A 13,372-nucleotide genomic window follows, 5' to 3' on the forward strand; every position below is an offset into this window, starting at 1 on the left:
AATCGTGATGATCCATTAGACAAAAAACCAGTGGCATCCGAGAATGCAACTATTCATCAGACTATGATGTTGAAAATAGCTGTGTAATACTTATATATCTATATAAATAAAGACTGTTATTGACAACTGATCATATTGGAGCATTTGTATGTCTAACCTAGTTAATACCACAGACGCAGATTTCAAAGCTGACGTTCTGGATTCTGAAACACCTGTACTTGTAGATTTTTGGGCTGGCTGGTGTGGTCCTTGTAAAGCGATTGCTCCTGTTTTAGAAGACTTATCTCGCGAATACGAAGGTAAAGTGAAAGTTGTTAAAGTTGACGTCACCAACTGTGAAGCAACTGCTGTGAACTACAACATTCGCAATATTCCTGCATTATTGTTGTTCAAAAATGGTGAAGTTGTTGCTCAACAAGTCGGTGCTGTGCCTCGTTCACGTCTTGTTGCGTTTATCGACGAAAATATCTAAATCTAAAAAATCCGACAAAATACGCCATTTTTTGCGTATTTTGTTTGGTGTAAATTGACAATTCCCCAGATGTCACTTATATTCTTATTGCTCAAGGAAGGCAAAGCCTTAAGCAAGTCCTTTCTTGCAACACAACAAAAGATCGCCGCTCGGCACTGCAATTGTTTATTTTGATTTTCGAACAATGAACTAACCAGATTCTGCGTTTATTGTGCAACTTTCATTGCATGCGGCTGACTCTTGCATTTACTTCCAAATCGTTACTCTAGATGTTCTTACATCGACACACACTGACCACCTATGAATTTAACTGAACTCAAGAAAAAACCGATTGGCGAACTCATTAAAATTGCTGAGTTTATGGGCCTTGAGGGGATGGCGCGTAACCGTAAACAGGATATTATTTTCGCGATTTTAAAACGTCATGCCATGAACGGTGAAGAAATCTTTGGCGATGGTGTTTTAGAAATTTTGTCTGATGGTTTCGGTTTCCTACGTACAGCAGCGGGTTCTTACCTCGCTGGACCTGATGATATCTATGTTAGCCCGTCTCAAATTCGACGTTTTAACCTGCGCACAGGTGACACAATTGCAGGAACCATTCGCCCTCCAAAAGAAGGCGAGCGCTATTTTGCATTATTAAAAGTTAACCAAATTAACTACGATACACCTGAAAACTCACGTAACAAGATCTTATTTGAAAACTTAACCCCGCTTTTCCCGACAGAACAACTGATCATGGAACTCGGGAATGGTTCAACAGAAGATTTAACCGCTCGTGTTGTTGATTTAATCGCACCGATTGGTAAAGGGCAACGTTCAATTATTGTTGCACCGCCAAAAGCGGGTAAAACCATGTTGTTGCAAAACATTGCTCAATCAATTGTACGCAATAACCCAGAAGTTTTCTTGATTGTTCTACTCATTGACGAACGCCCAGAAGAAGTCACCGAAATGGAACGTACAGTTCGCGGTGAAGTTGTTGCATCAACCTTTGACGAATCACCAGCGCGCCATGTACAAGTTGCCGAAATGGTCATCGAAAAAGCCAAACGCTTAGTTGAACATAAAAAAGATGTCGTCATCCTACTCGATTCGATTACTCGTTTAGCACGTGCCTACAACACAGTTATTCCATCTTCAGGTAAAGTTTTAACTGGTGGTGTAGATGCCCATGCACTTGAACGTCCAAAACGTTTCTTTGGTGCAGCACGTAATATTGAAGAAGGTGGATCATTGACCATCATCTCAACTGCATTGATTGAAACAGGCAGTAAAATGGATGATGTGATTTATGAGGAATTCAAAGGTACGGGTAACCAAGAGATTACGCTTGACCGTCGTATTGCTGAAAAACGTGTCTTCCCTGCCATGAACCTGAAAAAATCAGGTACTCGTCGCGAAGAACGCCTCATGAGTGAAGACAACCTACGCAAAGTATGGATTCTACGCAAACTACTTCATCCAATGGATGAGTTGACAGCAATGGAATTTTTACTCGATCGTATGAAAGAAACCAAAACCAATGACGATTTCTTTGAACAAATGAAACGTAAACAATAATTCATCCGCTATTTTCAAGCCACTAACGCTTTTAGTGGCTTGAAGTTGACAACAATTACATATCTTCACAATCTCTTTACTTATTTGTTAAAATTTATTTTTACTCATTTTTTCATTTATTTCACCTCAAAGAAAAGTCTGTGCTTTTTTCAATAGTTACTCCATCATTTATCCAAATGTAATTTTCTTTTTTATTGTTATTTTCTGTTAAAACACCCCCTAAAAAACCCGTTTTTTTTGCGTTTTTTTTCATTCAGCAGTAGTAATTCAATATGTGCAGTGATAGCATATTGTCATGCCAGCAAACTTGCTCCATGCGTTGTTACCTATCGAACGTATAGGGATAATTAAAGCACAAACAAGTTTGCTTAGGTTTTTTTTGTCTCTAATTTATGAGAGTGATGCCATGTTATTCAAGAAAATTGCTATCGCAGCTGCTGTTGTTACAACTTTAGCTTTCGTTGGTTGTGCTAAGAAAACTCAAGAAGCTGCTCCAGCTTCTGCTCCAGCTTCTGCTGCTGCTGCATCTGAAGCTACTACTGCTGCTGCATCTGAAGCTACTACTGCTGCTGCATCTGAAGCTACTGCTGCTGCTGCATCTGATGCTGCTCCAGCTTCTGCTCCAGCTTCTGCTCCAGCTTCTCACTAATTCATCCGAATCTAGTGAAAAAAGAGAGAGTCTAATGACTCTCTTTTTTTATGCCTAAATTTTGGATACAGTTAAGCTGAATAGGACAAAGCTGCTGTTGTAACATCCCTTCTAGTAATTCTTTTAACGTATGCAATTGCTGTAATTTTTCTTCAACTTCTACAAGTTTTCCTTTTAAGGACTCTTGTAACTGTTCAGCAGAAAGTTGTTCTTGTATTGCCAGTATTTTGATTAAGTCTGCAATTTCACTCAATTGAAACCCCAACGACTTTGCTAACTGAATCAGTTCTAAACGAAAAACCATCTGTTCAGAATAATGGCGATAGCCATTCTCAGCTCTCTGAGCCTCAATTAATCCCAGTTTCTCATAAAAACGTAGCGCATCTCGACTTAAGCCTACTCGTTTTCCTAATGCATGAATAAGCATGATTATTCTTCTTGACTATAGAGTGGACTCCACAGTTTAGACTAAATCGCAATATAACCCTACAGGAAAAATTATGGCGATTTTAATCACAGGTGCGACAGGCTTTTTAGGACGATTTGTACTATTAGAATTATTACAGCAAAAACAAGACGTGATTGCCCTACTCCGCAATCCTGAACAGCAGATGCCTAGCTTATGCAAATGGCTACAAGAGAAAGGCTGTGATACTGCTTATTTACAATGTATTCAAGGAGATTTAGCACAAAGTGATTTGGCTATATCCACTTCAGATTGGCAGCATTTAACTCAAGTAGATACATTGATCCACACAGGTGTTTTATTTGCATGGAATTTAACTGCGGCGCAAGCTCAAATGACCAATGTTAATGGCAGTTTAACCCTCATCCAACTCTTAAAAGAACGGACACAACTACAGAGAGTCATACTGATTTCAGGCTATATGCTGACGTTACAAACATACTTGCAGCAATATGGCATTGATCCAGCACAACCACTGCAAAGTAACTGGCAGTTGCTTTACAACCAACTGGGTAGCTATGAAGCTTCAAAAATTGAAGCGCATTTTCGTAGCCTAGCACTTGCTCAAGCGCTTAAACTGGACTGGACAGTGATTCATCCAGCGACACTAATAGGTGCTCAAGGCACTGGCGAAGTGGCAGAGCATCAGGTATTTACCCAAATTATTAAACAGATTAATCAAGGTAAAATGCTTGCTCTTCCTGGCTCAGCTCAACACACCTTACCGTGGGTAAGTGTAGATCATGTAGTTCAGGGCATTACTCAGTGTTTAAAGGATACATCGAGTTATCAACAGGAAATTCTGCTGGTACATCCGCAAAGTTTATCTTTTCATCACGTTGTCAGATTGATTGCAAAGCAGCTCAAAATCCAGCCTCCTCGCTTTTGTGTTCCACTTCCAATACTAGCAACACTACTCAGATGGCAACCACTTGCCCAGCACCTCAATCTCTCTCGGGAAATGCTCGAGTTTCTACGTACTGAACCACTAACACCAAATCAATCATATACAGTGCATCATGCATCTCAATCGTCTTTAGAAGAACAGCTGATGCAAAGTGTTGCTTGGGTTAAGCAGCATTATTTATAAAAAATAAGGGGTGAATCAATCACCCCTTCTCTTTCCAAGACTCGATTAGTCTTGTTCGATTTCATTACCCACGCGCTGTCTAAACTTCTGACCAGCACGGAAGGTGACTACGCGGCGCGCAGAAATTGGAATTTCTTCGCCCGTTTTCGGGTTGCGACCAGGGCGCTGACGTTTGTCACGTAGCTCAAAGTTCCCAAACCCCGAAAGTTTAACCTGTTCGCCAGCGATTAATGCTTGGCTAATTTCATCAAAGAATAGCTCAACCATTTGTTTGGCTTCACGACGGTTTAAATTCGTAAGCTCACTTAAATGATCTGCCATTTCTGCTTTTGTTAATGCTGTCATGACGCCCTCAATGTTGCTTGATAAGTGTTTTGCAACACTTCAATGATGTGATCCATACCTGACTTAATTTCAGCATCTTCTAGTGTTCTCGAAGCATGTTGCCACAACAAAGCAAATGCCAACGATCGCTTACCAGCCTCAACCCCTTGTCCAGTATATACATCGAACAACCACGTTGAATCGAGAAGCTCTCCACCAGTTTGTTGAATTAACTGCTGAATCTCTTTTACCTCAATCTTATCATCAATTAAAAGCGCAATATCACGTCTAACCGACGGAAAACGTGATAATTCTGTAAAATTAGATACATAAGATTGCAAAACAGCCGTTTGATCGAGTTCAGCCACCCAAGTTGTACCCAAATCCAATTCATTTTCCAATGATGGATGCAAACGACCCAAGTAACCAATTGACTGACCATCAACCACAATTTCAGCCGACTGTCCAGGATGTAGCCATTCACGAGTCGAACGTTGGTACTCAACATTCACACGTCCAGCCGCAAGAATTTGCTCAACTTCACCTTTCAGGTCAAAGAAATCCATTGGCTGAGTTTTCACATGCCACTGCTCTGGTGCAGACGAACCTACCGCAATTAACGCCAGCGTCGGGATTTGTTTAAGCTCATCAATATTGGTTGCATTTTGATAATCAAAGCGCAGACCTAACTCGAAGAAACGTACACGGTTTTGCTGACGGTTCAGGTTGTACTGCACACAAGGAATCAAACTCGATAGCAAAGTGCTACGCATGACTGCCAAATCACTCGAAATTGGATTTGCCAATGCCAATGGCTGTACATTTGGATTGAGTTGTTTTTCCAATTTCAAATCAGCAAAACTAAAACTGATCGCTTCTTGGTAACCCAAAGTTGCGATGGTTTGACGTAATTGAGCCAATTCAAAACGGTCTTGATATGTCGCCAATTGCACATCAATTTTTGGCAAGCTGATTTGAATGTTGTCATAGCCGTGAATACGTGCCACTTCTTCAATCAAGTCTTGGTAGATTGCCATATCATAACGGTGTGATGGCGGTACAACTGACCACTCACCTTGTGCTTTGACCGTTACTGCGCAGCCTAAACGGGTTAAAGCATCGGTAATAAAGTCGCTTGCCACGGTATAACCCAGCAATTGATCCACTTGTGCTTGATTCAGTTCAATCGCTTCACGTTTTGGCAATAGGTCTGTCTGTTCAGCTACAGTTACAGGACCAAATTCACCACCTGCAAGCTGTTGAATCAACTGTGAGGCACGGTTCATTGCCAAAATTGGCAATTCAAAGTCTACGCCACGTTCAAAACGCTGAGATGAATCAGTGTGCAAACCGAAACGGCGCGCACGTCCTGCAATTGCAAGCGGGTTAAAGAATGCACTTTCAAGGAAAATATCTTGAGTGTCATCGGTCACGCTCGATGCCAGACCACCCATGATGCCTGCGATTGCCAAGGTTTTTGCATCATCTGCAATTACCATGACATCTTCATTCAGCTCCACTTCTTGCTCATTGAGCAATTGCAGTTTTTCTTGTGCTGTTGCTTGACGAACCTGTATCGTACCTTCAAGTTTTGCCAAGTCAAATGCATGCATTGGCTGACCAAGTTCAAGCAAGACGTAGTTGGTAATATCCACCAAAATGCTATGCGTGCGCACACCTGAACGGGTCAAGGCTTGCTCCATCCATTCTGGTGTCGCTGCTTTCACGTTGACATTTTTAATGACACGCCCCAAATAACGTGGTGCACCTTGTGTAGTCACAACAACTGCTTTTTCATCTGCAATGGTAACTGCAACAGGTTGAATCTCAGGCTGAGTCACTGGCAATTGGTTAATTACCCCAATTTCACGGGCAATCCCACGGATACTAAAGCAGTCACCACGATTTGGTGTAATTGAAATATCAATGACGTTGTCATCAAGTTTCAAGTATTCACGAATGTTAACACCAATTGGCGCATCTTCAGGCAGTTCAAGCAAACCATCGATTTTATCTTCAAGGTCAATCTCTGAAGCGCCACACAACATACCGTGTGATTCAATACCACGAAGCTTGCCTTTTTTGATTTTGAAATCGCCTGGCAAAACTGCACCAACGGTTGCAACAGGTGCTTTCATGCCTACACACACGTTTGGCGCACCGCACACGATTTGTAATGGCTCACCTGAACCGATATTCACTGTAGTTACACGTAAGCGGTCTGCATCTGGATGTTGTTCTACTGTCAGTACCTCACCCACCACAACGCCTGTAAATGCTTTGGCTACAGGCGAAAGCTCATCGACTTCCAAGCCGAGCATGGTCAGTTGTTCAGATAATGTATTGCTATCGATTGCTGGGTTGACCCATGTGCGCAGCCAGTTTTCGCTAATTTTCATTTCGTAAAAAACCTATATATCTAAAATCTTTAATCCCCTCTCTAGTCCAACTTCCACATTGCCGGAAAATTTCATTCTTTAATGCGGAGTGCTTCCTCTTTTCAAAGAAGAGCTTAGGAGAGGATTTTAAAAAATCTGTTTAAGCAAATTGGCGCAAGAAACGCACATCATTTTGGTAGAACATACGCAAGTCATTGATACCATAACGCAACATTGCAAAACGCTCTACACCTAGACCAAAGGCAAAACCTTTATATTTTTCAGGGTCAATGCCTGCTGAGCGTAAAACATTTGGATGCACCATGCCACAACCCAAAACTTCTAACCAGCGACCACGCTCATCCATAATGTCCACTTCTGCACTTGGTTCAGTAAATGGGAAATAAGATGGGCGGAAACGTACTTTCAAATCTTTCTCAAAGAATTCATTCAACAAGTTCACCAACAAGCCTTTCAATTCAGCAAAGCTGGTGTTTTCTGCCACATACAGCCCTTCAATTTGATGGAACATCGGTGAATGTGTTTGGTCAGAGTCACAACGGTAAACACGACCTGGGCAGACAATACGAATCGGTGGTTGTGTGGTTTCCATGGTACGAATTTGCACGCCAGACGTATGGGTACGTAGCAAATGCGATGCATCGAAATAGAAGGTGTCGTGCATGGCACGCGCAGGGTGATGTCCCGGAATGTTGAGCGCTTCAAAGTTATGATAATCGTCTTCAACTTCAGGGCCTGTTGCAACGGTAAAACCTGCCTTGGTAAAGAACTGGCAAATACGCTCTTGTACTTGCGTCACAGGGTGAATACTACCCATGCTCTGACCACGACCCGGTAAGGTAATGTCGATGGTTTCGCTCGCCAATTTGGCAGCTAAAGCTTGTTGTTGTAATGCAGTTTGGCGCTCAGTCAAAGCATTATTGATTGCTTCACGAACAGCATGAATTTTTGCACCTTCAACTTTACGTTGTTCAGGATCCATTTTTCCTAAGGCTTTTGACTGCTCTGCAAGCTGACTCTTCTTACCTGTAAACTGCACCCGTACTTGGTCAAGTGTAGCAAGATCTTGAGCTGCAGCAATTGCATCCAGCGCTTCAGTGGTCAGGGCTTCCAGTGACATAATTTCTCTCAAAGCATCAATGTTAAAAAATAAATTAAACTTGTCATTCTAACAGCTTTTCAGCATATTGATGAGCTTTGTACACGATGAAAATTCTAATACCATCCTGATTTGTAAAAAGTATAAAATATTGCAACGGTAATACTGAGAAACACTATGGCACTCGACCCGATTTGGAAACAACAACTGACTTTAGTGACTTATGGCAATGAATATTTGTCTCATGGTCTCAGTGTGCAACAGTGGCGAGAGCTTCCTATTTTTGATGAACATGCTTTTGCGTTTCGTGACCTCATGTCACAGCATTTGCTTGCCCAGCATTTTCAAATTTGGTTAGAAAACCTAAAAAAACAGGGAGCAACTCGTCTCAGCCTACATGCTTCAAGCATGCTTAATGATGAAAAAAACCCAAACCCAAATATTGAGTTACTCCCCTATTCACATTTTATTGTCAGTCATCATGAAAAGAAAAAAATGGCATGGGTATTTGGTAATGAACTGGCAGAATGGTTCAATGCCGAACAGGAATTTCTCATTCCATCTTCCCAGCAAAGCCCGATTCGCCAAGAAACATTCTGGAATTTTGAATTAAATAGCAAACTCTACAAAAAAATTCAGGCAGACCTTCAAGCCCCTGATTGGGAAAGGATTCAGCAATATCTTACCCAAGAACTCTTCAATACCACTTATGCCCAGACTGTTCAGCAACAACGCTTTATTGAACAGCACTACACAGGCTTTAATCTGACCCAACCACAAAAGATTGCGATAGACCTAGAAGAAAAATCAGCACTCCTTCCTGCACAATATCAGGCGAGTTTAAGTAATGAATTACTGATCAAACTTGAAGCTTTAGAACTTGATCTAGCTGAGCAAGCGACAGTTCATAAGGAAGAAAATCAGGCCTTTACATCGGTCGATGAACAGCGCGCCTTTAAGCATTTTTCAGTAAAACTTGATGATTTATTCAGCAAATTTATTGTTAAAACTGCCAATCACTACCAAACAGCACAGCGTAAAGTCATAGAACCTGAAACACCATTTGACGCGCCAGCACCACAAGCTCAAACAGCATCCCATTCTGGTTTACATCTGCATAAAGCAACAACCAGCGAACAGCATAAGCATCAGATTTCAAATAAAAATGTGATTGCTTTAGTGATTATCACAGTGTTGATTTGTGCTTTGGCATATTATTTTGGTTTTTAATGAGATGACAGATTGGTATATCTTAAAGATGTGCCAATCTTTTGATTGACTTAACCTTCTTTTAATCTACAACAATTATAAAAAACCCATATCGATGATATTCATCTTATTGGGTACTAAAAGGATAAAACTATGCAGATAAACTTTTCTCGTTTAAGCCGTTTTGGTCTAGTTGCTGTATTAAGTTTACCTCTTACCAGTTGGGCACAACCCACTTCCTCAGCTACAGATAACGCCCATGAAGTCAATCAACGCCTCGATTTTTTATATGGTCAGCATCAGCCTTATCTGAAGTTTTTAAAAGATTTTCAAACTGCAACCTATGAACATCATAAAAACCAAGTGGTTGCAATGATCAACTATCCCATCAAAATCAATTTAAATGGCAAGAAAACCACGTTTAAATCACGTCAAGACTTACTCAAACGTTACGATGAAATCTTTGATCCAATGCTGGTCAAAATTATTCAGGAACAAAAATATGAAAACTTGTTTGCAAACACACATGGCGTGATGATTGGGGAAAGTGGAGAGATCTGGTTCTCGGGTTTTTGTATCGATAAAGACTGCAAAAAAGTTGAAGTTAAAGTCATTACCATCAACAAATAAAGCACGATGGCACAGCTGATTTCACTACGCCATCCTCATTTTTACTTGAATACAGCTCTGACTTGCATCAAGGCAAAACCCAATAAATTTAGACCTTGCCATTGTTCAGGATATTGTGCTTTTTCATGCTCTTGGGCCAAACCAATCCCCCAAATTTTGTCGACTGGAGAAGCTTCAACTAAAATCTGATCCCCTGTTGCCAACAGAAAATCTTTTAAAGCCGCATGCTGTGAAAACTTGGTAATATTTCCTTGTACTACAATCTGAAAACGATGCTTCAACCAGATTTTTTCATCGTAATTTTTAACTAAACGCCCAAGTTCTTTGGCTTGATTGGGATGTTCTGCCTGTAAAATTTTTTCAAAAATCGCATCATCATGAAATAATCTGGCTTTTTGCGCCATCATATAATGCTCAGCCGTAGCATAGTAGGTTCCATCTGACTCAAAAGCACTTGGATACCACTGACTAAAACAGCTTTTATCAACAATATTTTGGTCTTTTGGTGTATGTCCCCAAAAGTAGATATATTTGAATTTATTTCCTTGCTGCTGAGCAAGCACTAGGTTATCTAGATAACAATGGTCATTCATATTGATTATTCTCGTTTTTAGATCAACCCGAAGGAATCGAGTAGATTTGTTCTGATTATTTTACCCAATAAAAAAGACCGCAAAATGCGGTCTTTTTTTGAATCTCTAAGCTTATGCAGCTAAAGCAGATTTAGCTTTTTCAGCTAAAGCAGCGAAAGCAACTGCATCATGCATAGCGATGTCAGCTAACACGCGACGGTCGATGATCACTTGAGCTTTTTTCAAGCCATCGATCATACGGCTGTAAGACAAACCGTTTTGACGAGCACCAGCGTTAATACGCGCAATCCATAGAGCACGGAATTGACGTTTTTTCTGACGACGGTCACGGTAAGCGTATTGACCAGCTTTGATTACCGCTTGGAACGCTACGCGATAAACGCGTGAACGAGCACCATAGTAACCTTTAGCACGAGCGAGAATTTTTTTGTGACGACGATGAGCCACTACACCACGTTTTACACGAGCCATTTATAAATCTCCTTAGATGTATGGGCACATACGACGAACTGAAGCAACGTCACTCACGTGAACCATTACACAGCCGCGCAACTGACGAATACGCTTAGCAGATTTTTTGGTCAAAATGTGGCGTTTGAACGCTTGTTTACGCTTGAAACCGTTAGCAGTCGCTTTGAAACGTTTAGCTGCACCACGGCGAGTTTTTAACTTAGCCATAACAACCTCTTTAAGCACCTGTTCGGCTCGTTTGCACCATTGCAATAACGACCTGCAGGTAAGGAAGGCAGTATTTTATAGTAAGTTTGCTCAAAACAAAAGCATTTCTCCTGTTAATTTTTGACATGACCTAGCCATTCTTCAGACAAAATTTGTCATAGATTTGAGAGACTATTTTTTAAATCTGTCATATTGCCAAGGTATGCTCAACCAATGCTAGAGATGCATCTCTGTTACAGAGAAAAATCAGGCTGTGATAAACACGGTGTTATTCAGCTGTTACGCTCATCGACTCCTGCAAAGTCAGCATAAAGCTAACCACCCTGCCACATTATTTTTCGTGAATATGATGGATGAATTTATCTTAAAAATTTATATCAATTTTCACCATATTCAATAGTTAAAATCTCAAATCATGAGAGTAATCTTAGTTCAATGTCGCTATAATCGACTTCTTTATATCGCTTATATTCTAATATCATGCACACAAAACAGGATGCTTTTGCTGCACTTCGCTATCGCGATTTTTCTATTATTACGATTAACCAACTCTGTTTAACGCTCGGTATCCTCATTCAGGAAGTGATTGTCGGATACAGCCTTTATCAGATTACCAAAGACCCGCTAACCCTCGGTATGATTGGTCTGGCAGAAGCCATCCCCTTTATTAGCCTGTCTTTATGGGGAGGATATTTTGCGGATAAGTTCAATAAACAGACCATCATGAAAATCTGTCTATTTTTCTCTTTCCCATTGCCTCTCATTCTGTGGACACTATTTCATCGTTATGATGCCCAGCTCATTTCAGTTGAAATGCTCAAATGGGGAATTTATAGCGTTATTTTTGGTTTTGGGATTATTCGTGGGTTTTATTCACCCGCTGCAACTTCACTGAAACCTTTTCTGATTCCACGTGAACTCTATACCAATGGGGCAACATGGACCACGATTGGCTGGCAAAGTGGCGTGATTTTAGGACCAATGCTTGGCGGCTTCATGCTGGCAGGGTTAGGGCGTGAAACCAGCTTACTGACCGTTGCAGTGTTGATGTTTACCTGCTTTTGTTTGGTGAATTTACTCCAAAAACGCCAATTTCCTGCGATGGAGAAAGCCGCGCTTTGGTCAAGTATGCAAGAAGGCTTCCGTTTTATCTGGAATACCAAAATTGTACTCTGGGCAATCTCGCTAGATTTGGTTTCAGTATTGTTTGGTGGCGTCATCGCATTACTGCCCATTTTCGCTTCAGATATTCTAAAGACAGGGCCTGAAGGCTTGGGATTATTACGTGCTGCACCTTCGATTGGAGCACTCATCACCATGTTCTTGCTGACTCGTTTTCCTCCAACTCAACATGCATGGCGCAATATGCTTTTGGCTGTGGCAGGGTTTGGTATATTTACACTCATGTTTGCTTTTTCAAACCATATGTGGCTCTCACTGTTTGCACTACTCATGACGGGTGCTTGTGACAGCGTTTCGGTTGTTATTCGCCAGACAATTTTACAACTCTACCCACCAGAAAATATGCGAGGCCGCGTTGCTGCAGTCAACGGTATGTTTGTCTCTAGTAGTAATGAACTCGGTGCGTTTGAATCGGGTTTGGCGGCCAAATACATGGGCACCATCACCGCAACCATTTTCGGGGGATGCATGACTCTCGCTGTCGTCATTGTAAGCTGGATTAAAACCTCTGAACTATTTGATGTGGATGTCAATAAAAGCTCTCAACATTAATTTCATGAGGGAAAGGAATATCTTTTCCCTCAAATCATCCAAACATGCCTAAATATAAAACATACAGACATATATACCGCCCAGTTTTGGCAATTGTCACTATTCCCAAAAACCGCCAAAAATTTTCCCGCATCAAGCCTGCAATCAGGGTAATCGGATCACCAATAATTGGTGTCCAGCTCAATAATAATGAATAAAAACCATATTGATGGTATATCTGCTGTGCTTGTTTCAGACGAGGTTCAGACACTGGAAACCATTTTTTATGCTTAAAATGCTCAATTTAAAGCCCTAACCACCAATTCACACATGAACCTAAAACATCGCCAACACTGGCAGCGAACAACAACAATACAGGATCGTGATGACCTTGCACCAGTAAAGTCATCAACACAGCTTCTGACTGTAAAGGAAGTAACGTTGCAGCCCCAAAAGCAGAGATAAACAACAACCAATAACTCATGAG

14 protein-coding genes and 1 pseudogene are annotated in these 13,372 nt (G+C 41.1%); 7 read left to right on the top strand and 8 right to left on the bottom strand.

Features of this window, described 5'->3' with window-relative positions; genetic code table 11:
* The first annotated feature begins 148 nt into the window (after positions 1-148).
* From trxA to F975_RS11990, 3 genes are all read left to right on the top strand, one after another.
* A complete protein-coding gene (gene trxA / locus F975_RS11980; protein WP_004753647.1) occupies positions 149-472 on the top strand; it encodes a thioredoxin in 324 nt (107 codons plus the stop codon).
* 300 nt (positions 473-772) lie between these two features.
* Positions 773-2,035, top strand: coding sequence for a transcription termination factor Rho (gene rho, locus F975_RS11985; RefSeq protein WP_004753649.1), 1,263 nt, complete (start codon positions 773-775; stop codon positions 2,033-2,035).
* 406 nt (positions 2,036-2,441) lie between these two features.
* A complete protein-coding gene (locus F975_RS11990; RefSeq protein WP_034426348.1) occupies positions 2,442-2,684 on the top strand; it encodes a hypothetical protein in 243 nt (80 codons plus the stop codon).
* A 31-nt stretch (positions 2,685-2,715) separates the two neighbouring features.
* Here the strand turns inward: F975_RS11990 and F975_RS11995 are convergent, their stop codons facing one another.
* Complete coding sequence (locus F975_RS11995) at positions 2,716-3,111, bottom strand: MerR family transcriptional regulator (protein WP_004753652.1); 396 nt, start codon at positions 3,109-3,111, stop codon at positions 2,716-2,718.
* 73 nt (positions 3,112-3,184) lie between these two features.
* On the opposite strand from F975_RS11995, the gene F975_RS12000 reads away from it, so the two are divergent.
* Entirely contained in the window at positions 3,185-4,240 is a 1,056-nt protein-coding gene (locus tag F975_RS12000; RefSeq protein WP_004753654.1) for an SDR family oxidoreductase, read from the top strand.
* Positions 4,241-4,285: 45 nt separating this feature from the next.
* On the opposite strand, the gene F975_RS12005 is transcribed toward F975_RS12000, so the two are convergent.
* From F975_RS12005 to pheS, 3 genes are all read right to left on the bottom strand, one after another.
* Positions 4,286-4,585, bottom strand: coding sequence for an integration host factor subunit alpha (locus F975_RS12005; protein WP_004753656.1), 300 nt, complete (start codon positions 4,583-4,585; stop codon positions 4,286-4,288).
* Positions 4,582-6,963: a phenylalanine--tRNA ligase subunit beta gene (gene pheT / locus F975_RS12010; RefSeq protein WP_004753657.1), complete on the bottom strand. Its 2,382-nt coding sequence runs from the start codon at positions 6,961-6,963 to the stop codon at positions 4,582-4,584. Before pheT ends, F975_RS12005 begins: the two co-directional genes overlap by 4 nt.
* A 139-nt stretch (positions 6,964-7,102) precedes the next feature.
* Entirely contained in the window at positions 7,103-8,083 is a 981-nt protein-coding gene (gene pheS, locus F975_RS12015; RefSeq protein WP_004753659.1) for a phenylalanine--tRNA ligase subunit alpha, read from the bottom strand.
* Positions 8,084-8,239: 156 nt separating this feature from the next.
* On the opposite strand from pheS, the gene F975_RS12020 reads away from it, so the two are divergent.
* Both F975_RS12020 and F975_RS12025 read left to right on the top strand, forming a co-directional pair.
* The gene (locus tag F975_RS12020) at positions 8,240-9,292 is read left to right on the top strand and encodes a hypothetical protein (RefSeq protein ID WP_004753661.1); all 1,053 of its coding nucleotides are present in this window, start codon (positions 8,240-8,242) and stop codon (positions 9,290-9,292) included.
* A gap of 132 nt (positions 9,293-9,424) precedes the next feature.
* Complete coding sequence (locus F975_RS12025) at positions 9,425-9,901, top strand: hypothetical protein (protein ID WP_004753663.1); 477 nt, start codon at positions 9,425-9,427, stop codon at positions 9,899-9,901.
* Between the two features lie 41 nt (positions 9,902-9,942).
* On the opposite strand, the gene ybiA is transcribed toward F975_RS12025, so the two are convergent.
* The 3 genes from ybiA to rpmI form a co-directional block, all read right to left on the bottom strand.
* Positions 9,943-10,494, bottom strand: coding sequence for a riboflavin biosynthesis intermediates N-glycosidase (ybiA, locus tag F975_RS12030; protein ID WP_004753665.1), 552 nt, complete (start codon positions 10,492-10,494; stop codon positions 9,943-9,945).
* Positions 10,495-10,605: 111 nt separating this feature from the next.
* Positions 10,606-10,965, bottom strand: coding sequence for a 50S ribosomal protein L20 (gene rplT, locus F975_RS12035; RefSeq protein WP_004753667.1), 360 nt, complete (start codon positions 10,963-10,965; stop codon positions 10,606-10,608).
* 12 nt (positions 10,966-10,977) lie between these two features.
* Positions 10,978-11,172 carry a 50S ribosomal protein L35 gene (rpmI, locus tag F975_RS12040; RefSeq protein ID WP_001096359.1) on the bottom strand — a complete coding sequence of 65 codons (195 nt, stop codon included), beginning with the start codon at positions 11,170-11,172 and terminating at the stop codon, positions 10,978-10,980.
* 480 nt (positions 11,173-11,652) lie between these two features.
* Between rpmI and F975_RS12045 the strand changes: the two genes are divergently transcribed.
* Positions 11,653-12,906, top strand: a complete 1,254-nt coding sequence (locus F975_RS12045; protein ID WP_004753668.1) for an MFS transporter — start codon at positions 11,653-11,655, stop codon at positions 12,904-12,906.
* Between the two features lie 34 nt (positions 12,907-12,940).
* On the opposite strand, the pseudogene F975_RS12050 reads toward F975_RS12045, so the two are convergent.
* Positions 12,941-13,369: pseudogene (locus F975_RS12050) on the bottom strand (YqaA family protein).
* Positions 13,370-13,372 lie beyond the last annotated feature (3 nt).

This window comes from Acinetobacter brisouisimilis, assembly GCF_000368265.1.
Taxonomy (GTDB): Bacteria; Pseudomonadota; Gammaproteobacteria; order Pseudomonadales; family Moraxellaceae; genus Acinetobacter.